The organism is Pediococcus claussenii ATCC BAA-344 (genome assembly GCF_000237995.1).
GTDB lineage: Bacteria > Bacillota > Bacilli > Lactobacillales > Lactobacillaceae > Pediococcus > Pediococcus claussenii.
This window is the reverse complement of record NC_016605.1, coordinates 874,432-900,726: the sequence shown is the minus strand read 5'-3', so window position 1 is coordinate 900,726 and position 26,295 is coordinate 874,432. Positions and strand designations below refer to the sequence as shown.

Below are 26,295 nucleotides of genomic sequence, written 5' to 3'. Positions count from 1 at the left end.
ACTAATTATCATCCTCCTGATTATTAAATTCCTTTAAAAATAAATCTCCACTATTAATTTTTTCTTCACTATTTTTTACATCTGGTAATTTTGGTAAGTCACTAATCTTAGATAAGCCAAAATAATCGAGGAATTCAGATGTTGTTCCATACAGCTTGGGGCGTCCAGGCTCTTCTAATCTCCCAGTAACTTCAATTAGATCTCTTACCACTAGATTTTGAATAGATCCTCCACTTTGTACCCCTCTAATTTGATCAATTTCTACCCTAGTAATTGGTTGACGATAGGCGATAATTGTAAGGATTTCAAGTGCCGCCGCCGAAAGTCTAGATTGCAATGGCGCTTCAAAATACTTAGTTAAAAGACCCGATAATTCTTTTTTTGTAACTAATTTATAGGAATCCCCTGCATATAAAATTTCTAATGCAGTTGATTCATCAGAGGCATATTTTTTGTTTAAACTAGTGATTATTTCTCTAATTGCAGGACGCGAAAAGCCCGTAATGTCAGAAAGTTGGGATTCATTAATCCCACTATCACCACTAATAAAAAGTAGTGCCTCAATTTGCTGTAAATTATTCATTTTTATCATTCCTGTTATTTATATAAATTTCATTGGTGTCTTCTGTTTGAAAAATTGTAATAATCTCATCCTTAGCTAGCTCAAGAATAGCCAAAAACGTGGTGACTAACTCACTTTTGGAATATGAATTTTTAAATAAGGTCGTAAATAGAAGTGGATGCGATACATCGTGAATCTGCTTTACAACCATTTCCATACGATCAGCAACGGAAACATCATCTTCCTGGATGGTTTGTATCACCGGAACGGAGGTTAATTGACGAGCTACAATTTTTTTGAAGGCTTTCTCCAAATCACTAACCTTTACACCTGGTGCTAATCTGGAAATCGGCAAACCCTCTGGAATATCAGCCGCTGGTCGCGAAAAAAGTTCCTGACGTTCTAGTTCAAATTCCTTTAATGCAGCAGAAGCTTCTTGATACTGCTGGTACTCTACTAACTGATCGACTAACTCATCACGCGGATCATCGGGTTCTTCTTCCACATCTTCAGCTTCGATCGGAAGTAGCATTCTTCCTTTTATTTCAGTTAGTTTTGCGGCCATCAATAAATATTCACCAGCGATGTCTAAATGGAGCTCTTTTTGTGAATGAAGATAGTCCAAATACTGTTCTGTAATTAATGAAATTTGAATATCATAAATATCCATTTCTGCAATGCGAATAAGATGCAACAATAGATCCAACGGTCCTTCAAATTCAGCAATTTTTACATTTGGTAAAGTTACTTTGTTATTTTCATTCTTCATGATTCTGACTCATTTCAAATCTTTCCAAAACTGATGCAGTTTTAAGTGACCCCATCAGTCTTTTATGCGGATAAATGGATTGTAAAGATCTCAATATGTCATTCTGATTATACACGGTATTTTCGTTTGGAATAAATGCCATTCGATCCAAAATAACACAGTTATTATCAATAATCACAAGTGCAACTCCAATAAATTGATCATTATTCTTTTGCAAATAGATCAATTTATTGTCATTTTCAGAAAAAATATCAATGGTTTTATTTATAAGTTCCATATTTGAGAGTCCATCCATAAAAGAGAGAATTCCCATCGTAACCTTGCGATTCGATTCTGAATATCTTATTAACATATATGCTCCTAATTACTTAAGCCCTAGGATGATATTTGTCGTATACATTTGCTAATCTTTGCTGTGTGACATGTGTGTAAATTTGCGTTGTAGAAATGTCTGAATGACCTAACAATTCCTGTACAATTCTTAAATCTGCACCATTCTCTAACAAATGAGTAGCAAACGAGTGACGTAAAGTGTGGGGCGTAATATTCTTATTAATCCCAGCACTTTGTACCATCTTTTTTAAATTTTTCCAAACTCCTTGACGAGTCAAGGGCTTTCCCCGTTGATTTAGAAATACTTGGTCAAAGTGTTGTGTTTTTAATAATTGCGGTCTAGCTATCGTCAAGTATTCAGTGAGCCACTTAATTGCAATATCACCGATTGGAATTATTCTTTTTTTATCACCTTTTCCAATCGTCTCTATTAATCCCATCTCAAGATGCAACTCTGATAGGGTTAGATTAATAACCTCACTAACCCGCATTCCAGTGGCATACATTACCTCCAATAGGGATCTATCTCGCACCCCTAAATTGGTTTGTATATTTGGTACGCGCAGAAGCTTTTCAACCTCATCAGAAGTTAAAACAGATGGTAAATGTTTCGACTTTTTAGGCGGTGCCACATTGGCCATGGGGTCATCGTTGATTTTCTCCTCTATCAATAAATACTTAAAAAACTTACGCAAGCTCGATACTGTATGAATAATTGAATTCTTGGCGCGGCCTCGCTGATCCAATTCGTTAAGATAATCTAAAATAAGATATCGATCAATTGATGTCAAATCTGTGATTTCTTTTTGGGCTAAATAGTCCCTAAACCGAACTAATTCTTGACGATAGCTAATAATAGTATTTTCAGATAGCCCCTTTTCAACACGAAGAGAATGAAGATAGTCGTTAATTAGATCGTTCAAGATGCTACTGCTCCTTTAATGAAATTCCAGTTTCATCTTGTATAATACTTCCCGTTTTTAAAATATGTCCTAATGCACGCTTAAATTGCGACTTACTAAGTCCAACTACGTTCTTTATATCTTCAGGTGAACTGTGATCATTAAGTTTTAAATGATGGTTTGGATCATGTTCGAGCAGTGCAATTAGCATAGATGCATCATCACCAATAGCTTCATAACTACGTGGCTTAAGAGAAACGTTTAGTACGCCATCTGTACCAACTGAAATAACACGTCCCCTTAGGCTCTGACCTAATCGAGGTTCCACATCTCTTTCACTGGGATGAATGAATCCAAGATTATTATGATCTGTAATAATCAGTGTCTCGGACATCTTGAGTCGATATGATGTAGCAGTAATATTTTTATTTTTCATTTCAGGCTTGGCTGACAATGAAATTTTTTGAAAAACATTTGAGTCTGCTGGAATTGCCCACATTCTATCTTTATCATCAACATCTAAGCGAACTAGTAATTTGTCACCTGTTTTTGGCCAAAGTTTTTTTTCTGTTGGTAAATTATCTAGAGACACAACGATATCTTTATTAGATAATCCAATATCAACAAAAACACCTAGATCACGCCTACTTGAAACTACTTTGGACCATCCATACCGTCCAATTCTAACATTTGGCGCGGTCCTTGTAATTTGTTTGTTGTGACTGTTATTTTCATAAGCAAAACCTTTGAAGACACTCTTTAACTTAAGTGGCTTTTTAATTTCAGCCTTATCTAGTCGATAAGTATTTCCATCCTCTAACTGAACAAAATAGTTTTGCTCATTTTCATCAGTTACCTGACCAGTTGCAACTTGACCCATCAATGAATTCATATTTCTACCTACTTACTTTGAATTTGTAAAACCTGCATAATAACAAAGGCGATCCCGGATGCAATAATTGGACCGGCAGCAACCCCTTTGAAAAAAGAAACACCAATAATTGTACCTAAAACCATAGCCACGGTTAGCTCAGGAGACACAGCCAATAAACCAACACCTCGCGCAGAAAGCAGCGAAACTAGCACTCCACAACTTACAGCAATCCAACCCACAGGTGATTTAAACGAATTTAATAAATCATTAAAAGTTATTTCTCCAGTTGCAATCGGTACTAAAATGGCAATAGATATTATTGTAACGCCCCAATTAATTCCTTGTTTACCAATCAATTGAAAAAGTTTTGAACTCGCTGGAATTATTTTAATAACTAAAACAACACACGTCGCAATAATTAACGATTGATTCTTCCCCATTAACGCAATAATAAAAATTCCTAAAAGAAACAACCAGCTTTCCACAAAATGCACCCCTTTTTGTTTACATAAACCATTTTACTAGAAAAGGCACAGAGTTTCACTGTTTTGGACATAATAAAAAAGCCGAAGCATAAAAACTCCGACTTTTTAGTAAATTAAACTTAGATTGAATTTGAAGCACCGTGATAAATCACGCCACGACGAGAATCAACCGTAATTAATTCATCATCAGAAAGAATTGACGTTGCATTCTGGACACCAACAATAACAGGAATTCCCATTGAAATTCCAACAACTGCAGCATGTGAAGTCAATCCGCCGTTTTCAACAACTAAGGCACTTGATTTTTCAATTGCTGGCAAATAATCTTTGTCAGTTGTCTTTGTAACAAGGATTCCACCTTCAACAGCTTTACTGTTAGCTTCTTTAGCAGAAGTTGCAGTAATAACTTTTCCGATTACGGTCTCATCACCGACACCTTGGCCGGTTGCCAACTTGGACCCAATTAATTGAAGTTTCATCATATTTGTTGTACCAGTTTCCCCAACAGGGACACCAGCAGTGATCAAAATTAAATCACCTTCCTTAGCAAATCCAAGATCAACAGCCTTGTTAGCTGCTAAGTCAAACATCTCATCTGTTGTTGCTGGCTTTTCAGTAACAATAGGATGTACACCCCAGTTAACTGTTAATCCACGACGAACTCGATCTGAGAAAGTAACAGCCAAAATGTCAGCGTTAGGACGATATTTTGAAATCATCTTAGCAGTATAGCCTGACTGTGTAGCCGCAACAATTGTTTTAACGCCAAGGTTACGTGCAGCACGAGCCACAGCAGCACCGATTGTTTCAGTGACATCACTTTGGTCAAACTTATTAATTTGAAGGTTACCATCTTCTGACATAGCATTTTCGGCTTTTTCATCAATTTTAGCCATTGTTGCAACAGCTTCAACTGGGTAATCACCATTAGCACTTTCGCCAGAAAGCATAGTAGCGTCTGTTCCATCCCAAACAGCATTAGCAACATCAGAAGCCTCAGCACGAGTTGGACGAGGATTTTCAATCATTGAGTCTAACATTTGTGTAGCAGTAATAACTGGCATACCCAAAGCATTACACTTCTTAATCAATGATTTTTGAACCAAAGGAACATTTTCAGCAGGAATTTCAACACCCATGTCTCCACGAGCAATCATTAAACCATCTGAAACCTTTAAAATCTCATCAATGTTATCAATACCTTCTTGAGATTCAATCTTAGGGAAGATTTGAACATCATTTACATCTTTTTCTTCAAGCAATTGACGAATTTCAAGAACATCTTGTGGCTTACGAACAAAGCTTGCCGCAATGAAGTTGATGTTCATTGAGTCAACACCAAAACGAATGTCATCAGCATCTTTTTCAGTAATACCTGGTAAATTAATTGATACACCGGGAGCGTTAGTACCCTTACGTGAACCTAAAGTACCATTGTTTGTTGCATGAACAACAAGTTCCTTATTTTCAACGTCTTTTTCGTCAACTTTAAAATCAAGTAATCCATCATCAAAAAGCACATGACCACCGACGTTAACATCGTCGAAAAGTCCAGGATATGTAACAGCGATCGTTTCTTTGGTTGTTTCTAATGAGTCGTCCATTGAAATACGAGCCTTATCACCAGTGCGATATTCTTGGTTACCGTCTTTTTGTGCAGTAGTACGGATCTCAGCACCTTTTGTATCTAAAAGAATACCAACAGTTTTTCCTGTAATCTTTTCAGCTTCTTTAACCTTGTTATAGCGATCTAAATGTTCTTCATGGTCACCATGTGAAAAGTTAAAGCGGAAAACATTAGCTCCGGCTTCGATCAATTTAACAATTGTGTCGACTGAAGTACTTGCAGGACCAAGTGTTGAAACAATCTTGGTTTTTTTCATTATGAAATCTCTCCCTTGATTTTAATTTAAAATGACATTTAAGTCGTTTTACCAAATTTTAGAATTAGCCTTTATTTAAATGAAAGATCTTCAGCTAATTGATGTAATGAAAGATCTGCTTGATGTTTTGCATCAAAAAGATCTGTAATATCATGAGCTTGAACCTTGTTATCAAGGATCCCAACAGCAAGGCCACCTCTACCTTCAAGTAGAAGCTCAACTGCATATGCCCCCATCTTGCTAGCTAGCACACGGTCACGAGCTGATGGAACTCCACCACGTTGTACGTGTCCAATAACTGTAGCTCGGGCATCAAAATCACCATATTGCTTGAGTTGATCAATAAATTCAGGTGCAGCATCCGAATTAGCATCGCCTTCAGCAATTACAATCAAACCATAATCTTTACCGTTTGCACGATTTTTCTTAAGCTTGTTAGCAATTTTTTCAACGCTATAATCAAATCCTGGTGCAATAACTGCATCAGCACCAGAAGCAACACCTGCCCAAAGAGCAATATCAGCAGCAAAACGCCCCATCACCTGAATGGCAAAAACACGCTGATGACTTTTGGCCGTGTCACGAATCTTATCAATTGCATCTACAGCCGTATTAAGAGCAGTATCAAAACCAATTGTAAAATCTGTATATGGAATATCGTTATCAATTGTACCGGGTAACCCAATTGTGTTATATCCATGTTCGGTTAAGCGAAGTGCCCCGTGATATGAACCATCGCCACCAATAACAACAAGAGCATCAATTCCGAATTTCTTAAGTTGTTCAATTCCTTTCAATTGACCCTCTTCTTGCGCAAACTCAGGGTAACGGGCAGAATAAAGCAATGTACCACCCGTATCAATTGAATTATCAAGATCTGTTGCTTCAAATTTATGGATGTCACCAGCAACTAAGCCAGCGAAACCATAGTTAATACCATAAGCCTCAAGACCAGAACTGATGGCCTTACGAGCAACGGCACGAATTGCAGCATTCATAGCTGGAGCATCGCCACCGCTAGTTAAAATACCAATACGTTTCATTTCTTCACCTCAAACTAAATTAGTGATTATTTTAAAACTTCATTGTTGATTCTATCACTTTTGACAAGGGTTGTCTGTACCATTTTGGGAATTAGTTTAATGAAAGTGCTTACTCAGCCAGAAGTTAAATTATTTCAAAAATATCTTCTCAATACCTAGTAATTTCCCTAAGCTTTCTTTTGTTTCCCTTGAATCATCTAAATTAAAATTTGATCCTAAATTGTTTTTTTCTCCAGTATCCTCGTATGTCAGTGTTACCGGTATTTGTCCATGATGTTTCTTGAAAATAGTCATTAATTCGGATTGAAATAAAGCCGTATTCTGCCTTGATGGAACAATTAAATTCCATCTCTTGTTAGTATTTTCAAATATTTCAGGTGTTTGAATGGTATTTACTACTAATTGCAGTTGTTCATTTCTGTTTGAAACTTTCCCTGATAAAACAACAACTTGAGTACTACTAATATCAATCATTGTCTTCATAGCATTGGGAAATATAACACCATCTAATGAACCTGTTTCATCTGAAATTGTAATGAACGCCATTTGTTCACCTTTTTTTGTTCTAATTAAACGTACATTTCTAATTAAAGCAATAATCTTTACTGTCTGGCCTTGCGTTACCTCACTAATTTTAGTGGAATGGATTAACTCTGATGTCTTTTTATATCTTTCTACAGGATGCGCAGAAACATAAGTGCCTAAGAGATCCTCTTCCCATTCAAGTTTACTTTGCAAATTGATTTCTTTTTGATGAATAACTTTGGGAGTTAATCGCTCAAATAAATCCATACTCCCTTTGCTTAGACTGAGACTTTCTAAAAGTTCTGGCAAATATTCTAATAATTCAGCACGATTATACCCAAAATGGTCCAGGGCCCCAGAGTATATAAGTCTTTCAATTGTATCTTGATTAAAATGTTCCGTCCCAACTCGTCTTAATAGTGAGTCAACTGTCGTAAATTTACCATTTTTTTCACGTTCACTTAATACTTCTTTTATAAAATCTTTCCTGAGACCCTTTATGCTCTGTAATCCCATGATAATTTTATTTTCATTAAAGCTGTATTGAAACAAGCTCTTATTTATATCAGGTGCTTCAACCGAAATTCCTAATCGCTTCACTTCTTGAATATACTCTCTGGTCTTACTATTTCCGCCCATTACAGAATTTAATAGTGCTTTATAAAATTGTCCGCTAAAGTGAGTCTTAAGGTAAGCTAATTGAAACGCAAGTTTACTGTACGCAACAGCATGTGATTTATTAAAACCATAGTTAGCAAAGCTTTCAATGTATGCATAGACACGTTCAGCTGCCGGAACGCTAAAGCCATTTTTTTTAGAGCCTTCTATAAACTTATTTTCCATCGTTTTAATTACATCACTTTTTTTCTTACTCATAGCCCTTCTCAATAAGTCGGCTTCTCCCAGCGTAAAGCCCCCCATTTCGGAAGCAACCTGCATAACTTGTTCTTGATAAACTAATATACCAAATGTCTCACCTAGAATATTTTCAAGAATCTTATCTTGTATATTAAATTTTTCAAGTCCATCTTTCCTTTTAATAAAGCTATCAATATTTTGCATTGGTCCTGGCCGATATAAAGCATTAACTGCCACTATTAGACTGAAGCTATCAGGTCGCATTTTTCTGAGGAAATTTCTAATACCAGCTGATTCAAATTGGAACACTCCCGAAGTGTCGGCTCTTTGAAAAAGGGCGAGTGTGTCTGAATCCTCAAGAGAAATTTTTTCAATTTCAAAATTAGAATTAACTTTTTTCACGTCATCAATAATTTCGGCTAACAAGGATAAGTTGCGTAAACCTAAGAAATCCATTTTAAGCAAACCAACTTGCTCAACGTAGTTCTTAGAATACTGAACCATCAGCATTCCATCATTACCGCTTTGAATTGGGGCAAACTCCACAATATCACGCTCACTCAAAACAATTCCCGCAGCATGTGTGGAATAATGACGAGGTAATCCCTCTATTTTACGAGCCGTTTCAAAAATTGCCCGATTTTTTTCGGAATCATTTACAAAATTTTGTAGAGGAACTGACTCTTTAATAGACCGTTCTAATGTGATATTTAACTGATTTGGAATCAATTTACTAATTTGATTGATTTGATTTGGCAACATTCCAAAAACACGTGCCACGTCCCGAATAGCTTGTTTAGCTGCTAATGTTCCAAAGGTAATAATTTGTGCAACACGTTGATGCCCATATTTTTGATGAACGTATTCTAGAACTTTATCTCTTTTATTATCAGGAATATCTAAATCAATATCAGGCATTTGGTGTCGCTCTGGATTCAAAAATCTCTCAAATAATAATCCAAATTTTATAGGATCAACACTAGTTATACTCAAAAGATAAGCAACTAATGATCCAGCAGCTGAACCGCGTCCCGGCCCAGTGATAATATTGTCACTGTGTGCATAATCAATCACGTCATGAATAATTAAAAAATAATCTGCAAATCCCATTGATTCAATAACTTTTAATTCAGATTTTAACCTATTGGTGTATATTTTTTCATCAGATACAGAATTTGTTTGAAAAAAAATTGCTAAACTTTCCTGACACAATCTCTTTAGCATGTTTATTGAGCTTTCTTCTTGATTAACCGTAAAATCAGGCAACTGTGGCTTGGAAAATTCAAGCTTTAAATCAATTCCATCTACGAGTTCCTCAAGATTTTTCAGATCATCTTTAAAATCATCATTTGAAAAATCATCTAAAAACTCTTGATGATTTTTTAAAAAATCATCACCTCTGATTGCAACTAAATTCTGCACATCTCGAATTGTTTCACCAGAATCAATATCTTTTAAAACTTGAGTAGCAAAATACTCATCAGAATCAAGGTAGTTCACCTCTGGCAACGGAACACATTTTAAATTAAAATCATTTCCTAGGTCATGAACCGTCCTCCGTAAAATGTTACTTTGTTTTAAATTGACACCTAGTACAACGTTATCTTTAGAAAAAACATTCAAATACGTTTGTAGTAAAGATTCTGCTCTTTCTCTTTCACCACGTTCAATCAAGTCAATTAATTCCGAATGTGTGGCCGGAATAATTACCTTTAATCCATTCTCCAATCCTGCAATATCTGTGATTGTTAAATTTGAATTTTGGTTAGTCATTTTTAAGCTACTAATTTTAACAAGATTTTGATAGCCAATTTTATTTTCTGCAAACAGCAATAGTGGAAAATCATGATCAACCATCTGCAATTCATTCAGCCCAATCTGAAGACCCACTAGTGGTTTGATGTTATTTTTAATACATTCTTGGTAGAATTCAATCGTGCCATAAAGAACATTAGTATCCGCTAAAGAAATCGCTTTGAAACCACGTTCTTTTGCCTTTGCTACTAACTTCTTAATCTGTATAGAGCTTTGTAATAAACTATACGAGCTTGTAATTTGTAATGGTGTAAAATTCACAGTTTTCCCTCTTTGCTATTGGATTATCTATGATAATTGTAACTAAGAACATCTATAAAGAAAAGAATTCCGCAGTTTGTTTTTTTTACTTATTGTGCTAGAATGTTGAGTGTTTTAGAAAGGGGCAAAATCATGGCTAAGCAGCTTACAATTATTTTTTGGTCCATTTTATTTGGCGAAGTTGTTGGATATATTGGTGGAGCACTTGATAAACTTCCTGATAATCCAATAATTATTGGTGTGGTTGCAGCACTTGTTGCCTTACTCACCGCAAATCTTGTTCCAGTTATTTCTGGTAGTAAAAAATAGTCGAGAGAAATCCTCGACTATTTTTATTTATCTAAAACATTGTTTAAGCAGTCCAATATCATTAAAAAAAGCGATATGGATTAGTATTTACTTTTGATTCAACAATTTCAATATTCCATTGTTCTTCGTTTTTCCATTGCTTAAAAAGTTGGCTTAATTTTGGAATACAAATTTTTTCAACATTATGTCCAACATCAAAAACTGATAGCCCTTCAGATTCCATGTCGTGCCCAGTATGATAGTAAACATCTCCAGTAATAAATGCATCACAGTTCTGTGCAACAACCTCTGGGTAGAATTTTCCGCCATCTCCACCTATCACCGCAACTTTTTGTATGTCTCTATCATAGCTGTCTGAAATCACTCTAATCCCATCCAAGTTAAATTGCTTTTTCAAAAACTTTGAAAAGTTCACTATACTAACTTTTGATCTTAAGATTCCAAATTTCCCAATACTTCCACTTGATGTTTCAAGATTTGTTTTTTGAATTAATCCTATCTCATCAGCTAACCAGTCATTCATTCCTCCTTCGACCACATCTAAATTTGTGTGAGCAGAATAAACTGTAATATTATTCTTTATAATGTCTGCGTACATTTTATTTTGCGCGATCGTTAAATCCAAATTTTTAACCGGCCTAAACATGACAGGATGATGTGAAAAAATCATATTACATCCATTTTTAATTGCTTCTTCAACTACATTAGGTCGTACATCTAGGGTAACTAAAATTTTCGATATTTCTTGATTCAAATTTCCAATTTGTAACCCTATCGGATCTCCTGGGAAAGCTAACTTTTTAGGAGCGAATTCTTCAAATCGATTTGTTATATCTTGAACTTTCACGAGAGCACCTCCTGAATTAATTGCATTTCTGTCTCTATATTTTTCAATTTTGTCTGCATTTTTAAATCGGCATTTCCAGATAATTTTTCCTTGATTTTAGATAGTCGCGATAATTCTTGGTTCCATTTTTTTATAAATAAATCGGACTTCTTCCTCATTAGAATTGGACCAAACTTTAGTTCAGAGGGAGTTAATGCCATTTCTCCAGGAACCGCTAATAGCATCTCATAAACATGAAAGTCTTCAGCAACAATATGTTCTTCTACTATCTTAAAATGGTTCCTTTGAAGCCAGTTTCTCAACTCCAGTTCACCCACATTAGGTTGTAAAACCAAATAATTAATGCCAGACAATTTTTCAATTCCTGCTTCAAGAATATTGCTGATTAAGATTCCTCCCATTCCAGCAATTGAGACAGCATCTAAGTGATCTTTATTCTGAATAACCTCTAATCCATTTCCTAACCTAGCAATAATGAATTCGCTTAATCCACTCTTTTGAATTTCACTTTTTGAATTTAGAAATGGTCCTTCAGCAACTTCTCCCGCCACCGCAAAATTAACTCTTTTATTCAAAACTAAATTAATAGGTAAATAAGCATGGTCTGACCCGATGTCAGCCAAACGAACACCACTGGGGACAAGACTTGAAACTTTTTTTAGTCGTGGTGATAAATTTTTTCCATTCATAAAAATATTTCCTCAAAATTATGTGTATTTTAAATTATAAGCCATATGTAAAAAGCCTCGATTCTAGTCTAGTGACTTAATTCGAGACTTAATCAATAATTACTCTAAGAAATCCTTTAACTGTTTTGAACGAGACGGATGGCGCAATTTACGAAGTGCTTTTGCCTCAATTTGACGAATGCGTTCGCGAGTAACGCCAAACACCTTGCCGACTTCTTCAAGAGTTCTTGTACGACCATCATCCAACCCGAATCTCAGTCTGAGCACATTTTCTTCACGATCAGTTAGTGTCTCTAAAACACCTTCCAATTGTTCCTTAAGAAGTTCATATGCAGCATGATCGGCAGGACTAGTCGCATCTTGATCTTCGATGAAATCACCAAGATGTGAATCGTCCTCTTCACCAATAGGCGTTTCCAATGAGACTGGTTCTTGAGCAATCTTTAGAATCTCCCGAACTTTTTCAGTCTGCATATCCATTTCAGCCCCAATTTCTTCAGGCATTGGTTCACGGCCTAGATCTTGCAGTAACTGACGTTGAATTCGAATAAGTTTGTTAATGGTTTCTACCATATGAACTGGGATTCGAATAGTACGAGCTTGATCCGCAATTGCGCGAGTAATCGCTTGTCTAATCCACCAAGTTGCGTACGTTGAAAACTTAAATCCCTTGCGATAATCAAACTTTTCAACAGCCTTCATTAAGCCCATATTACCTTCCTGAATAAGGTCAAGGAATTGCATTCCACGTCCAACATAACGTTTAGCAATTGATACAACCAATCGTAAGTTTGCTTCGGCTAACTCTTGTTTTGCTCGTTCATCACCATTTTCAATTCGAAGGGCTAATTCTACTTCTTCATCAGCAGTTAAAAGTGATACTCGTCCAATTTCTTTCAGATACATACGAACCGGATCATTGATTTTAACTCCTGCAGGTGCTTTTGTATCATCTAGCTCTTCTTTGGTAACTTCCTGTGTTTTTAACGCTTTTTCACTTGGATCACCATTTTCGTCAACAACACTAATTCCGGCATCTTCAACCTTTTGGATCAAATCATCAGTTTCTTCATCAGATAAACTGAATGGTTTGACAATTTCGTCAGAGAGATCATCATATTGAATAGTTTTCTCAGCTTTATGGACTTTAATTAAACTATCAACAGCCTTCTTAAATTTTGGTGTATTGATAATTTCTTCACTCTTTTTTTTACTCTTAGTTGTAGTTTTCTTGGTAGCCATACTAGTTTCCTCCCCTATTTTGAACCTTTTGTTGCTGGAATAACGTTACTAGTCTAATCGTTAACTCTTCTTGTAGTTTTTGATTACCTAATCGGACCGCTTCATTCAAATCATTGGTTGTAGCCTCAATCTGACTAGAAAGTGGAGCATCATCTTTAATTACTTTTATATAATCATCCACTTCGGTCCCGCTTGATAGATCACTTACATTAATTGTCTCTAAGTCTGCAATCACCCTTTGAAATTCTGGCTTTTTCAAATAATCAATAAAACTTGCTGCATCATATTCAGCATGTGCGTTTAAATAATCACCCGCCAAAACATAAACCGTTTGAAAGTTTGTGTCCGGAAAGAAAAAACCCGGGGTACCTTGCAATTTAATCCAAACATCATGTTCGTTTAAAGCTCGATATAGCAGCAGCCTCTCTGCCCGTTCCACTTTACTAAGTGGTTTTGTGGGCGTCGATACTGCATTTGTAAGTCTTGTCTCACCCTCGGAAACAAACGTACTCCTTTGATCCCTATTGTTCTGACGAATTGTTTGGTCAGCATAGACATGATTCATTTGTTGCTTTAAATCACCAATATCAATGCTAAATTCATCAGATAACTGCTTTAAATAAATATCCTGTTCAATTGAGTCGTTTAATCGTGAAATACGCTCAATTGATTGTCTGATATATGCGACCTGGTCATTTTCATTAGTTAAATTTAAGCCGTGACGGTCATACTTAAGATAGAAGGCCGTACTGCTTTCACCACTGCTTGACATCAACTGTTCAAAGTTTTTTGAACCATTATTTTTAACATATTCATCCGGATCTTGCCCATCTGGCAAAAACACAATCTTGATTTTTAAAGAACTTTCCTGCTCAATTAATTGAATTGCACGCGCAATGGCATTCTGACCAGCATCATCGCCATCATAACAAATAACCACTTCCTTTGCTACTCGAGCCATCATTGTAACTTGATCTGATGTCAAACTCGTACCCATTGAAGCAATTCCATTTGTTGTACCTGCTCGATTAGCAGCAATAACATCCATAAAGCCTTCAAACAAAATAATAGAACGCTTTTGAGAAATTAGCGATCGAACTCTATCGAAGTTATACAAAGTGCGCCCTTTATTAAAAATTTCAGATTCAGGACTGTTTAAATATTTAGGCTGATTTTCTTTTTTTTCTAAAACTCGGCCCGAAAAAGCTACAACATTTCCTAACTGATTTTTAATTGGAAACATAATACGATTAAAAAAACGATCATGTAGTTCCCCGGCATCACTTTCCACAAATAGTCCAGACTTTCGCATCTGTTCATAATCAATATTATGTTCTTTGCAATATTCCACTAAAAGATTATCTGACGGAGCGAACCCCATTTGAAAAACGTTAATATCATCTTCCGTGATTCCACGCTCATTTAAATAGTTAAGAGCATCTTCTCCAAGCCTAGTATTTTTTAAAATATGTGTATATAAATTCGCAGCTTCCTTATATAGAGTGATCTGTTCACTTTGTTGGCTAGAATACTGCTCAACTTGAGATTTACTAAAATACGACTGATCAAGTTGCATGTTAGTAAACTCCGCAACCTTCTGAACAGATTCTGGAAAACTCAGATTTTCCAAATCCATCAAAAATCGAAAAACATTTCCTCCTCTCCCACAACTAAAACAGTGAAAAATTTGTTTATCTTCCGAAACCGAAAAGGAAGGAGTTCGTTCTTCGTGAAAAGGGCAAATACCAAAAAGGTTCTTTCCCATTTTTTTAAGTTGCACGTGTCTACTCACTACATCGACAATGTCCACGGAATTACGAACCTGTTCCACAACCTCTTCGGGAATTGATCTTGCCATTATTATCACCCGCCTTCGAGCCAATCTAGCACTATAATATACTACTATGTAAGAGTAAAATTTACAATCAAATAAGCTTATAAATATACACATCTGTCAAGTATGTTCAATTTTTTAAAAAGATTTTACTTTTTTATTGTGCTCATTTGGTTTTCAAATTCCATAAATAATGTGCTATTTCATCTCTACTACACGGAACATCTTGCAATATATTTTCTTTTTTTGTATACTTTAATTTGTTATGGAGAGTTGGCAGAGTGGTAATGCACCGGACTCGAAATCCGGCGAACCGGCTAATACCGGCGCGCAGGTTCAAATCCTGTACTCTCCTTTATAGAAGGTTCTAAGAACATTACGAGAAAACTATAAAAGTGGCTAACATCTTATGAACGTTGATGTTAAGCCACTTTTGTTTTTATAGAATATATTGAGAATATTATATGAAATAAAACGAATGGTGCTACGATGGTGCTATAGAGTTTATACGTCTATTTTACCCTTTGACTCTTTAATCTAAATAATAGTTAAAAAATACTACCTCTATTTTGAAGTAGTGTTTTTGTTTTCTAATTTGATTAATTCATCAGCAACTTCGCCAACAGATTTATTTAATGAGTTAGCGATTGCTTTTAAAACTTTCCACGATAACCTATCTAGTCCATTGTTTTCTAATTGTTTACGAATTGTTTGATTTGGCATTTCATTATCCTTGCCAACTCTATAGGCTGTTAAGTTATTTTCTTCAAAGTATTTTTTTAATATCTTCATTTAGAACCACACTTTCAAAAAGGACATTATCCAAAATACCAATGCTACAACCAAAAACATAATTGCTAAGTTTTGCTTAGTTTCTTTCTTCATTTCAGTATCCTCCTTGTGATAAAATGAATACAGGAAAAAGGGGCTATGCCCCTCGACCTTATCTTTTTATTCCGAGCCATGTAAGGATTGCTATTATCGTGTTGACTATCGTCAGTAGTAACATGATTGAATCTTTATCTGGCTCTTTTTGATGCCTACCTTTCAACTTAACCACCTCCCTTAACTTTATATATTTATTATACAACTAGATTTACATATATACAACTAGATTTACATATATACAACTAGATTTACATATAATTTCAAATTTTTTTACAAAAAAATAAGCCTACCACAATTATGTGAGAGGCTTTACCCTAAGACCTATTAAAATAAGGTATCTGTATAGAATTATTCAATATGCGTTCGACCACGTTATTTTGAATTAATTCAGCGAAAACGGCCACTTGTTCTTCATTAACAATAATTTTTTTGTTCTCTTCATCGATTGTGGGAATATTAAATTTATTAAAATTTGCAGATGCATCAGAATCAACGTATTCATTTAATCTCTTTATCGCCTTTTTAAATCTTACTATCCCTACTTTTTGAATGGTACTATTTTGTGTTCCTCTAAATCTAGCAAAACTCTTACTCAAAAGCTCATCGCTAGTGACTTTGTCTTTAACTTTTTTGACCTCCACATCAGAATTCCCTGCAAAACTAACACCATATTTATCTTGTGTTAGTTTCAGTGGGTCATCTTTTGCAATGAATTTGTCGATTGTATGCTCAGCATAACGTTCATTTATCTTTTTTAATTCGAATAATTCACTAAATGCAAAAGCTTTGTACACTTTAGTAGTTTTGATTATTTTTTGCTGTGTCCCTACAGTTTTCACATGAAAACTACATATACAGTCTTTTTCTGGTAAATAAAATCCATTGTCTACTTCATGGACCTCTAATTTCTCCGCGTCCGTTGAACCTAATTTTTTAGGACGAGAAAAAAGGCCAACACAATTTCTAACCGACATAGAGTCTTTTAGAGGATACACATATAGATGTTTAGCGCTCACATCTTCCTTAACATCCTCCACCATATAAATTACAGAGGGGAATAAGACTTTATTGTCTTGTGACAAAATTGCCCTAGGTTTATCAAGAAGAGGAATATTTTTTTTTAGTTCTAAAAATATTTCTTCCAGTATGATGATATGTGGATCTTTCTCTTTAATGCTATTATCAGATTTTTCCGTATCATCCGTATCAGATGTAGTACTTTCTTTAAGGGTAACTGAGTATCGTTGAGTAAAATTGAAGGAGTCGTCTTCCACACTACTAATATCATGCAATAGTTTACTCTTAGGTTCCTCCACTAATGCTGATAAATTACTAAGTTGATCATTTTCAAACGGTAATTTAGCAATGCTATCTTCTTCGCTACTGGAATATTTTAAAACATATACTGAACTGATTTGCATCATTTATCCTCCAAAATCACACCAATATTATTATTTCTGTACTCAGGCTCGCCAAAGGGAACCATTTTTTGCTCACTCAGAATTATTGACTCAATTTCATCTGTTTTGCCTAGTACATACCATACTTTACCACTATCCCCGTTACAATGTCCATTTTTTGTTTCTGTTCCAATAAAGATTGAATATCCCCAAATAGCCAATGATACATTGGGAAAAATGTCAGAGGAGTTAACATAAAATTTATATGTAACAAACTGCACGATTAAAAGCACTACAAATGTTGCAATTGCATGATCCGTTATAGAAAAAGATGAAATAATTGGAACTAGCACACTCATTATAAAATCTCTAAATCCTTGATTATATTTCGCTTTCACTTCAAGTTGAACAATTCCCAATGTATTAGAAGACTTCTTATTATCTTTAATTATATTTTGAATTTTTTTTAGAGAATGAAAGCTAAATCCTAACAATAACAATAGTAAACAAAAAACTATCTTATTTGGAGAAAAAACATTAACAGTCAAATCTGAAAATTGATATTTAACGTCCTCAAGCTTACTTAAAAACATGTAAACAACTAAAAGAAAATATGAAATCATTAATGAAGAAATGTAATAACTATACCTAAAATCCTTTCTCGATGATCTAAACATTCTATATTTACCTCCGTAATTAATTATAACCTATTGTCGCAACCCTAAATCCAAATAAGCCTACCAGTCATCAGACTAGTAGGCTTTTGTAATACTATTTAAATGTTCCCCAAGCAGTTTTACCAACTGGACGGACTGGACAATATAGTTTGTCATTACTGTTACTTGTGTACACAATCCAAACATAGCCACTATCTACAACATAGCCATAATAATGGATGCTGGCTCCTGCTGTTAACATACCTGCCTTACGACTGCTTAAAGTACTCCCATAGCGTACTTGAATTGGTTCATCACCATTCTTAAAGGTTGCATCTTCCTTTACCATGCGCCCCTTTTGAACAGTAGGCTTACTTGGCTTAGGTATAGCATTTGTATTATTACCAGAGGAACTAAACCCGTTGGCAATATCATGGGCAAATTGCGCTTTACTAATACCGTGTGTTGCCAAATATCCGTATGGGTCTGTATGATCACCCCAAATATTATTCGTGACCCACAAATGAGATTTAATTCCCCGATAAGTTGAATCATCAACCGTAGTTGGAATACCCCAAGCCTTGGCACGATCACGAGGCAAGTTAACATAAGTTACATAATCCTTGTTAAATTCCGTTTGATCGTAAGTTTGAGCAAGCTCTACTTGAACGGGACTATTTTCGTTGGCGTATGTGCCAGCGCCCCAAGACTGATATCCCTCTGCACCTACAGAGTAAACTTTCCCACCGTCACCAACGATATATTGAACATAGGCGCCATTTGAGTACCATGTTCGTTTTTCAAAGCTGGCATTATTAACAACAGGAGCATATACGCCGGTTGCATGTGCAATCACCATATTAGAATTGGTCTTATATGGTGACCCCTCACCTCCCGACAATGCGTATGTGTTGTTAATAGAATAAGAACTAGCATGTACTTTACTATTATTTTGGGCAAAAGAAAGAGCCGCTACAATAATAGCGACCCCCATTGCTAATTTACTTTTTAATTTCATGTATTCCTCCATCGTATCCATCTTGTAGTTTTACAAAATACTTTTTAATAAATTCTGGAAACGGGACTCCCATTTGTCCCAGATTTTCAATGATTGAAATGGCGTAAGTAATTACGTAAAACATTAACAATGCATTGGCTGGTGCTGTAAAACCAATTGCATTCATAAATAGATAAATTAAAAGGACTAAGAAGACGACTGATCAAACATATGACAGTCATCTTCTTAGTCCTTTCGTTGAGTTTAACTCACCAGTTTGTTTGTTGAGTAATCCCTTAGCCATTCCCCTTCCAATATCTAAATCACTGCCCATGCGAAGACAATCATTTAAGCCCTCCTTTCAGGCAAATAAAACGCACTTTTACGTGGATATTCCAAATTATTCAATAAAAAATCCTTTAAAAAAGTAGATTGTTTTTGGGTTAATCCGTCCGTAAAAAATTCTGTTGAAAGATCCTTTTTATATGGTTGTTTTTACAACGCATAATCTTGATCGTAAACACCTTGCCCCACCTGGGTTCATCATCTTATCATATTCTTCCATCCCAGTAGATACGTTTCCTTCTCTATATTGACCTAAGATCGTGACACGCGACCCAAGCTTATCTTCGTCATCTATGTGCCGGGTCAAGGCATTCTTAGTATTTTTATAACCCAATACTTTTGCTACATCCTTACCAACAAAATATGGTTCACTATCTATTACTATGTTCTTACTTTATTTCCTCCAAAATTAAAGTCTTGTAGTTCGTTCATTTATTTCACTCCCTTCTAGATTCGACCCTTTTCAGACAAATACTCATAAATTTCATTTACTAACTTCTCTGCCGCATCGGTAACCATCATTTTATTAACCGCTAAATTAATAGAAGTAATTGATTTTTCAATTTCTCTACTCAAAGTTCCTTACGTTTCTAGTTTTTTATGAGTAGCCGTTCATGTTTTAATTGCATCGGCTTTCCCATTAGTTTCCATTTTTAAAAACATATGCTTTCTCCCTTCTGTATTTGTTCTTAAACTTTATTGAGAAAACAATTGCACATTTGTATTCAATATCGTACAATAAATGCATAAATAATAAGCGTTAAAGAGCTTTATATCTCCCACCAAGTTGATTGACAGGTATTTTTAATTGCTGTATTTATTAAAAATATTTCTTAACAAAAATAATTATGTGTCACTAAATATACATAGCCAACTATTTTATTCAGTTGAGAACATTGCTTTTTAGATGTTTTAAGAAAGGCCTATATGACAACATTTGAACGCATTAACACACTTGCAAAAAGAAAAGGGTTCGGATTAAGAGAATTGGCAAGGAAATCTAATTTAGGTGAAACCACCATTTATGGTTGGAAAAAGAGAACGCCTGATTCATCAAAACTTGAAGCAGTTGCCAACGTTTTAGGTGTAACAGTCGACTACCTATTAGGTAAGAGCGAAACACCTGAATGGGCTAATGAAAAAGATACACAGGATTTAGAAGAATTTTTGAATAGAAATTTAGATGGTGGAATGACCTACGGCGGCGAAGGTCTTACCGAAGAAGAAAAGCAACAAGTTAAAGTGGCCATGGCTACAATATTTTGGAATCGCCACAAACAAGATTAGGGGTCTTATGTATGAATGAACAATTAGTGAGGCCGTCGAAACGGTTACTGACAGGCACAAAACAGCGGACTCTTTCGTTATTGCTGAAAAATTAAACATTGATGTTGAATGGACAAATAAATTTTTGGAAAGATCCTTAGCAAAAACAACATACGATAGCAATATCTCTATCGTGACGTTCAACACTAACATTAGATATCTCCCCTCTCTACTTCGTTATGGCTCATGAAATCGGTTATATACTCCTACATGATGTACTTTCAAGTACTATACGGGTATTCCAAACGTACATTCTAAATTGGAAACGGAAGCTGACAATTTCGCTATTACATTAATAGGAATACTGTGTATAGAAAAAAACAAGCGAATGCCGTGCACAATTCAAGAATTAGTAACTGCATATAGATTACCAGAATAAAATTCAGTGTTTATTTTAAAAGTTAATTCTGAAATTTAAATACATGAATTAATCTACTTTGTCCAAAAGCTGAAGACTTTAAAAGCTGACACTTAGGAGGCAACATCATGAAAAAAACTATCGCATTAGGATTAACACTTTTGAGTTCTCTATCTCTTGCTGCTTGTAGTTCTGATTTAAGTACTTCGTCTACAGATTCATCGTCTACATCTAAAACGGAGGAAAAAAAGCTAAGTGTTCCGACGGCATACACTTCTGCTTTAAATAAGGCTCGAGATTATGCTACAACCATGGATATGTCTAAACAAGCAGTTCATGATCAATTAACCTCAGAAGCTGGAGAACAATTTTCTTCAAAGGCCGCTGATTACGCAATGTCCCATCTAACTGGCGTTGATTGGAATAAAAACGCTTTAAATAAAGCAAAGTCATACCAAAAAGATCAAGACATGTCTCCTGAAGCAATTCGTGATCAATTAACTGCAACTGCAGGAGAACAATTTACTGCATCAGAAGCAGATTACGCAGTAACACACTTACCAAAATAATCTTTAAATAAGATGAATGACTATACGAGCAAGCGTGATCCTCGTTAAAAGCTACTTTGGAGGGATTTTTGTGAAAACTAAATCAATTGCGTTAACAAATGGTGTCGTCGGTCTTGCCGGCGGAATTGTACTTCTCTTTGGTATCTGGTTTATGGCTGGTGGAGCCGCTACAGGTGGCGATAATGGAACTGGCGGTATGATTTTATTTTTAGAAATATTAAAAATTGCTATTTTAGCCTTAGGTATTATTGGTGTTGTTTACTATAAAGGTGATTTAAGAGTTGGTACCGCCCCTGATGTTTTACTTATCGTTGGAGGTGCTATATCTTTAATTCCACTTTTAGGATGGGTTGGAGGCATTTTAGCTATCATTGGTGGTTCATTATTCTTATCAAAATTAAAGAATTTTAAGGACTGAGCACAACATTCTCCCATCCCGGTGGTTAGATTATGGTTCAACTCCATATATGGGGTTGCATCCAAAAATGCTTGCCATAAAAACTAACGCTTAGGAGAAAATAACATGAACAAAGTATTAACTTTGGGGATAACCATGCTATCTGCTTTAAATCTGGTAGCATGCGGATCAACTTCAAACGATAAGAGTGACAGTTTGTCTGCAACTTCATCGTCTAAAGTCGTCAAGAAAGTTGCCACTGCTAAAAAGCAGCCCTCTTCTTCGGAAGATAAAACTAGTAGCAGTAAAGTGACTTCTGCATCCCATTCAGAAAAGAAAAGTTCGGATTCAGCTAAGGCTGATAACTCGGCCGTTTTAGCTAAGTTGGTCAGATACACCGATAACAAATCAGCTGGCCCTACTCGCAATTATTATTGGGATAACGGGAAAGCCAAAATTACTGGATTTGATGGTATGAAGGCTGGTGGCTATCATTTTTCAGCTGATGACCAGGGCCGTTCTTCTGTTGCTAAAGCTGTTCTTACATATTCTGAATACGAAAATTCTAAAGGCAGTCGACAAGGTGAACCATTAGATCCTCCGGCATGGCCAAGCACCAATGATAAAGTTGCCATTCAATATAGTTTGACTGGTCAAATCTATCATGGCTACTTATATAATCGCAGTCATTCCATTGCGGATAGCTTACTAGGTAAAGGTTCGTATAGTTCTGAATATAACTTCACAACTGGTACCCGTCCTCAAAACGTTGGTGCAGACCAAAATGGTGGTATGCGTTATGCTGAAGAAACGGCTGAAGATTATTGGAGCGATCATCCTAATACAAAGAATACTATTTCTTATGAAACTACCCCACTTTACAAGGGTGACGAAAGTATTCCACGCGGTTCCGTAGTAGATCTCAAATCTTCTGATGATAACTTAAACAAAGAAATTGTGGTCATTAACTCCGTTGAAGATACAAAAATTAATTACAATACCGGAATTGTTACTTCGGTATCTACTGCTACTAAAAACGAACAAGCTAGCCAATCTAAAGCTCGCTCTGAATCTGCTAGAGAAAAAAGTACTTCTATAGCAACTGCACAAGCAAACGATAAGGCTGAAAGTACTGCTCGTGAATCGGTAAAAGCTGAATCGAAGACCTATAAAAAGTCTTCTGAGACCCAAAGTGACGCAGTTACCTCTACTACAACGGCCCCAACAGCCAACGCCGGAGGTTGGACTACCGCCCCAACAGGTAAAGTATTCGTTTCTGATAGTGAAAAATATTACACTCGAGTTAAAAAGCCTGATAACTATGAATTAACGACACAAGCCAGTGCTGAAGCAGAAGGTGCTATTCGAGCAATTCGCGGTAACCAATACGCACAACCTTAAAAATGCTTACTAGCAATGATTAAATTATGTTGATGAAATTGTCCAAACACCGAAGACTATAAACGCTGAACACTTAGGGGAAATTTTACATGAATATTATTGGATATAGAGCGCAAGCGAAGGTGTTGGATACTAATATAAATAGCATTACTAGCGAAATGTTTAACACTTATTCAACATTGTTTTCAAAAAATGCTGACCAACTTTCCGCGTTACTTATTGAACGAGATTTTAATTTTGTTTCCAGAGCTAAGGAAATGCTTCAGGTTGAGAATTCTTTATACATATTTGCTTGCAAAATTGACGATGTTCCAGTATATATAGATTCCCAAAATCAAAATATAGTTACTTTATCCTACGATTCAGAATATGGTATTAACCTTCCAACTGTATTAGATAACAATACTATTAAAAACTTATTCAAAAATCCAGAGGTATATGAGGACATTATGCATATAGTAGGTTTAGATGGAATTCTAGAATCATCTATTCAACTGAAAAAAGAAACTTTAAATAACCTACAAATAGATTGGAAGAATAACAATGAATGACTAGAAAACAGCGCAACAAGCATCGGAAGAAGAAAAAAATGGATGAAAGAAGTATTGGATAAACAAAAAGTCATTTTTCCCGCTCTTGTCCAAATACTGAAGACATAAAACTCTGTACATGCTTTGGAGGAAATACATGAACACTTTGTTAGCATTTTTATTTTTGGGAAGCTTAATAGTTATATTGATTGGGGCAATCTTGTTTTTCATTGACTATGCTCAAAAACGTAACAAGAGGAAATCATTAATAATAATTGCAGTTGGATTTTTAATCTCAATCATATCTATATCTGGTTTCGGAGCAATTGAGCATCATAATCAAAAGGTTGCCGAAGAAAAGCAAGCTAAAATAGCCCAAATAAAGAAACAAAAGGATAAGAAGTTTAAGAGTATTGCATCAGAATATTCACTTAAATATATTGAACTAATTTCTACTTCTGAAGATCTTGCTAAAAAAGTAAATAGCGAATGGGGAAATGCTATTGACAATAGCGGTGATGACTATGATGTTGATAAAACTATCGATGACATAGAAGAAAAGAATTCAGATAAAATTAGTCAAATTAATGATGACCAGTCCACATTAGATTCTGACTTAACAAAGCTTAAAAAGAACAATACAAGCAAATATGGTTACCATAAATTCAAAAAAGCGAACGATAACATAACCGATTTAACAAATTTTGTAACTTCTCCAACAGGAAGTTATTCTGATTTTGTGGATACTTTCAACACACATGATGATAATGCATCAGATAGCTATAAAGATTTATCTAATTAGATAAATAAAAGATCACATCCCCACTCAACCAAAATTTGGAATGTAATATACGAGTAAGCATGATCCCCGTTAAAAGCTGCTTGGAGGAGTAATCATGAAAACTAAGCCTATCGCTTTAACTAACGGAATCGTTGGACTTGTTGGCGGAATCATTTTATTATTCGGCGTTTGGTTTATAGCTGGTTGCGCTATCGGTGATGATTCAGGTATTGGTATTGCAATTATATTTTTAGCAATTTTAAAAATTGCTATTTTGACTTTAGGTATTATTGGCGTTGTTTATTATAAAGGTGATTTAAGAATTGGTACCGCTCCTGATGTTTTGCTTATCGTTGGAGGTGCTATTGCACTAATTCCATTTTTAGGATGGATTGGTCGAATTTTGGCTATTATTGGTGGCTCACTTTTCCTTACTAAATTAAAGAATTTTAAATAGTTCTATCCCCCACTCTGGTGACTCGCAGCGGTTCAATTCCGCTGGTGGGAGTAAAACCAACTTTTGAAAGGAACATATCAACATGAACATATCACTTATTACTGCTAGCATGAGTTTCTTAACAGCATTAATCACACTGGCTAACACTATGACAGCAATAAAACAAAAACAAAAAGACATTAATATCCTGCAGCAATCTAATTCAGCAACAATCAGTAAAAATAATATTATTGGAAATATAAATATTTCCCAATCAAACTCTAGAAGTGAATCCCAAAATTACAATGAAGAAACTTGGAAAAAAAGATCCGAACAGTACAAAATGGTAATATCACTAGAAATCATTGTTATAACATTGTTTCCATTCTTCATCTTAGTAACTTGGAGTCATAGTCCTATTCCATCAATGTTATTAATACTTTCCAAAACAATTCCAATTTCTTTTCTTCTTCTTTCAATATTAAATGCCGGTAATTTATTTCTTTTCTTTAAATTGCATGTTTTCCACTTTAGAAACGTTCAAGATTCTGGTATCACAAATTTTATTCATTCTATTTCCAGAATAATTTGGCCAATATCCATTGGCTTTTCATTTATACTCAGCTTTATTGTCTTCTCCCATGCATTAAAAGCAAATATATTTATATTATTACTAATGTTCTTAATAACCATTTTGGGAACTAAAATATTTGGTGAAATGGTACTTGCTGGTACTATGTATAATGTGAATAATATAAAAAATATTTTTATTCACTTTTTATTTTGGATTTTGACAATAGGCGTACCTATTTTCTTTTTTATAAATTAATTACCGTATAATCCCACTCATAGCCAACAAGACCCCGTGCAATTCGGAGTGCGAAAACTAAATAAAACACAATTAACCAAGAAGGGTTAATCCATATGGGTTTAGAATAAATCATTGAAAATAATAGTTATCCAATTGTTTTTGTTGGTTC

At 35.1% G+C, this 26,295-nt stretch carries 27 protein-coding genes, 1 tRNA gene and 2 pseudogenes; 10 read left to right on the top strand and 20 right to left on the bottom strand.

Annotated features, from left to right (window positions below; genetic code table 11):
• Position 1: 1 nt before the first annotated feature.
• The 9 genes from scpB to dnaE all read right to left on the bottom strand — a co-directional run bounded on the left by scpB (position 2) and on the right by dnaE (position 10,310).
• Positions 2-583, bottom strand: coding sequence for an SMC-Scp complex subunit ScpB (gene scpB, locus PECL_RS04300; protein ID WP_014215366.1), 582 nt, complete (start codon positions 581-583; stop codon positions 2-4).
• Positions 576-1,331: a segregation and condensation protein A gene (locus PECL_RS04295; RefSeq protein WP_014215365.1), complete on the bottom strand. Its 756-nt coding sequence runs from the start codon at positions 1,329-1,331 to the stop codon at positions 576-578. The genes scpB and PECL_RS04295 overlap by 8 nt, the downstream gene beginning before the upstream one ends.
• A complete protein-coding gene (locus PECL_RS04290) occupies positions 1,321-1,683 on the bottom strand; it encodes a hypothetical protein (RefSeq protein ID WP_014215364.1) in 363 nt (120 codons plus the stop codon). The genes PECL_RS04295 and PECL_RS04290 overlap by 11 nt, the downstream gene beginning before the upstream one ends.
• Before the next feature lie 16 nt (positions 1,684-1,699).
• Positions 1,700-2,587 (bottom strand): site-specific tyrosine recombinase XerD, encoded by an 888-nt coding sequence (xerD, locus tag PECL_RS04285; RefSeq protein ID WP_014215363.1) that lies wholly within the window; start codon positions 2,585-2,587, stop codon positions 1,700-1,702.
• Positions 2,588-2,591: 4 nt separating this feature from the next.
• Positions 2,592-3,458 carry a CvfB family protein gene (locus PECL_RS04280; RefSeq protein ID WP_014215362.1) on the bottom strand — a complete coding sequence of 289 codons (867 nt, stop codon included), beginning with the start codon at positions 3,456-3,458 and terminating at the stop codon, positions 2,592-2,594.
• Positions 3,459-3,466: 8 nt separating this feature from the next.
• On the bottom strand, positions 3,467-3,925 hold the full coding sequence (locus tag PECL_RS04275; RefSeq protein ID WP_014215361.1) for a DUF441 domain-containing protein: 459 nt from the start codon (positions 3,923-3,925) through the stop codon (positions 3,467-3,469).
• A gap of 119 nt (positions 3,926-4,044) precedes the next feature.
• A complete protein-coding gene (gene pyk, locus PECL_RS04270; RefSeq protein ID WP_014215360.1) occupies positions 4,045-5,808 on the bottom strand; it encodes a pyruvate kinase in 1,764 nt (587 codons plus the stop codon).
• 71 nt (positions 5,809-5,879) lie between these two features.
• Positions 5,880-6,851: a 6-phosphofructokinase gene (gene pfkA, locus PECL_RS04265; protein WP_014215359.1), complete on the bottom strand. Its 972-nt coding sequence runs from the start codon at positions 6,849-6,851 to the stop codon at positions 5,880-5,882.
• 129 nt (positions 6,852-6,980) lie between these two features.
• Positions 6,981-10,310 (bottom strand): DNA polymerase III subunit alpha, encoded by a 3,330-nt coding sequence (gene dnaE, locus PECL_RS04260; RefSeq protein WP_014215358.1) that lies wholly within the window; start codon positions 10,308-10,310, stop codon positions 6,981-6,983.
• Between the two features lie 132 nt (positions 10,311-10,442).
• On the opposite strand from dnaE, the gene PECL_RS09860 reads away from it, so the two are divergent.
• Complete coding sequence (locus tag PECL_RS09860) at positions 10,443-10,619, top strand: YjzD family protein (protein WP_041534606.1); 177 nt, start codon at positions 10,443-10,445, stop codon at positions 10,617-10,619.
• Positions 10,620-10,680: 61 nt separating this feature from the next.
• Here PECL_RS09860 and PECL_RS04250 read toward each other — a convergent pair whose 3' ends face one another.
• From PECL_RS04250 to dnaG, 4 genes are all read right to left on the bottom strand, one after another.
• Positions 10,681-11,466: a Nif3-like dinuclear metal center hexameric protein gene (locus PECL_RS04250; protein ID WP_014215356.1), complete on the bottom strand. Its 786-nt coding sequence runs from the start codon at positions 11,464-11,466 to the stop codon at positions 10,681-10,683.
• On the bottom strand, positions 11,463-12,155 hold the full coding sequence (locus PECL_RS04245; RefSeq protein WP_014215355.1) for a tRNA (adenine(22)-N(1))-methyltransferase: 693 nt from the start codon (positions 12,153-12,155) through the stop codon (positions 11,463-11,465). The genes PECL_RS04250 and PECL_RS04245 overlap by 4 nt, the downstream gene beginning before the upstream one ends.
• Positions 12,156-12,254: 99 nt before the next feature.
• Positions 12,255-13,397 (bottom strand): RNA polymerase sigma factor RpoD, encoded by a 1,143-nt coding sequence (gene rpoD, locus PECL_RS04240; RefSeq protein WP_014215354.1) that lies wholly within the window; start codon positions 13,395-13,397, stop codon positions 12,255-12,257.
• A 1-nt stretch (position 13,398) separates the two neighbouring features.
• A complete protein-coding gene (dnaG, locus tag PECL_RS04235; RefSeq protein WP_014215353.1) occupies positions 13,399-15,255 on the bottom strand; it encodes a DNA primase in 1,857 nt (618 codons plus the stop codon).
• Between the two features lie 243 nt (positions 15,256-15,498).
• Between dnaG and PECL_RS04230 the strand changes: the two genes are divergently transcribed.
• Positions 15,499-15,586 (top strand) — tRNA-Ser (locus PECL_RS04230).
• Positions 15,587-15,795: 209 nt separating this feature from the next.
• Here the strand turns inward: PECL_RS04230 and PECL_RS04225 are convergent.
• The 7 genes and pseudogenes from PECL_RS04225 to PECL_RS10350 form a co-directional block, all read right to left on the bottom strand.
• Positions 15,796-16,023: a hypothetical protein gene (locus PECL_RS04225; RefSeq protein ID WP_014215352.1), complete on the bottom strand. Its 228-nt coding sequence runs from the start codon at positions 16,021-16,023 to the stop codon at positions 15,796-15,798.
• Between the two features lie 410 nt (positions 16,024-16,433).
• Positions 16,434-17,543 (bottom strand): hypothetical protein, encoded by a 1,110-nt coding sequence (locus tag PECL_RS04220; protein WP_014215351.1) that lies wholly within the window; start codon positions 17,541-17,543, stop codon positions 16,434-16,436.
• Positions 17,540-18,196, bottom strand: coding sequence for a hypothetical protein (locus PECL_RS04215; RefSeq protein WP_041534604.1), 657 nt, complete (start codon positions 18,194-18,196; stop codon positions 17,540-17,542). The genes PECL_RS04220 and PECL_RS04215 overlap by 4 nt, the downstream gene beginning before the upstream one ends.
• Positions 18,197-18,290: 94 nt before the next feature.
• Positions 18,291-19,193 carry an N-acetylmuramoyl-L-alanine amidase gene (locus tag PECL_RS04210; protein ID WP_041534603.1) on the bottom strand — a complete coding sequence of 301 codons (903 nt, stop codon included), beginning with the start codon at positions 19,191-19,193 and terminating at the stop codon, positions 18,291-18,293.
• Positions 19,177-19,377 (bottom strand): annotated as a pseudogene (locus tag PECL_RS10385) (phage holin family protein); the annotation flags it as partial. The gene PECL_RS04210 and the pseudogene PECL_RS10385, both read right to left, overlap by 17 nt.
• Positions 19,378-19,755: 378 nt before the next feature.
• A pseudogene (locus PECL_RS09855) lies at positions 19,756-19,949 on the bottom strand (BRO-N domain-containing protein); the annotation flags it as partial.
• 15 nt (positions 19,950-19,964) lie between these two features.
• Positions 19,965-20,093, bottom strand: a complete 129-nt coding sequence (locus PECL_RS10350; RefSeq protein ID WP_014215348.1) for a hypothetical protein — start codon at positions 20,091-20,093, stop codon at positions 19,965-19,967.
• A 351-nt stretch (positions 20,094-20,444) separates the two neighbouring features.
• Between PECL_RS10350 and PECL_RS04195 the strand changes: the two genes are divergently transcribed.
• The 8 genes from PECL_RS04195 (at position 20,445) to PECL_RS04160 (ending at position 26,144) form a co-directional block, all read left to right on the top strand.
• Positions 20,445-20,804, top strand: coding sequence for a helix-turn-helix domain-containing protein (locus PECL_RS04195; RefSeq protein WP_014215347.1), 360 nt, complete (start codon positions 20,445-20,447; stop codon positions 20,802-20,804).
• A gap of 525 nt (positions 20,805-21,329) precedes the next feature.
• Complete coding sequence (locus tag PECL_RS04190) at positions 21,330-21,770, top strand: Ltp family lipoprotein (protein ID WP_014215346.1); 441 nt, start codon at positions 21,330-21,332, stop codon at positions 21,768-21,770.
• A gap of 70 nt (positions 21,771-21,840) precedes the next feature.
• On the top strand, positions 21,841-22,188 hold the full coding sequence (locus tag PECL_RS04185) for a hypothetical protein (RefSeq protein WP_014215345.1): 348 nt from the start codon (positions 21,841-21,843) through the stop codon (positions 22,186-22,188).
• A gap of 105 nt (positions 22,189-22,293) precedes the next feature.
• Complete coding sequence (locus tag PECL_RS04180) at positions 22,294-23,568, top strand: DNA/RNA non-specific endonuclease (RefSeq protein ID WP_014215344.1); 1,275 nt, start codon at positions 22,294-22,296, stop codon at positions 23,566-23,568.
• 89 nt (positions 23,569-23,657) lie between these two features.
• The gene (locus PECL_RS04175; RefSeq protein ID WP_014215343.1) at positions 23,658-24,119 is read left to right on the top strand and encodes a hypothetical protein; all 462 of its coding nucleotides are present in this window, start codon (positions 23,658-23,660) and stop codon (positions 24,117-24,119) included.
• Between the two features lie 136 nt (positions 24,120-24,255).
• Positions 24,256-24,900, top strand: coding sequence for an O-antigen ligase family protein (locus tag PECL_RS04170; RefSeq protein WP_014215342.1), 645 nt, complete (start codon positions 24,256-24,258; stop codon positions 24,898-24,900).
• A gap of 94 nt (positions 24,901-24,994) precedes the next feature.
• Positions 24,995-25,336: a hypothetical protein gene (locus PECL_RS04165; protein ID WP_014215341.1), complete on the top strand. Its 342-nt coding sequence runs from the start codon at positions 24,995-24,997 to the stop codon at positions 25,334-25,336.
• A gap of 82 nt (positions 25,337-25,418) precedes the next feature.
• Positions 25,419-26,144, top strand: coding sequence for a hypothetical protein (locus PECL_RS04160; protein WP_014215340.1), 726 nt, complete (start codon positions 25,419-25,421; stop codon positions 26,142-26,144).
• Positions 26,145-26,295: the final 151 nt, after the last annotated feature.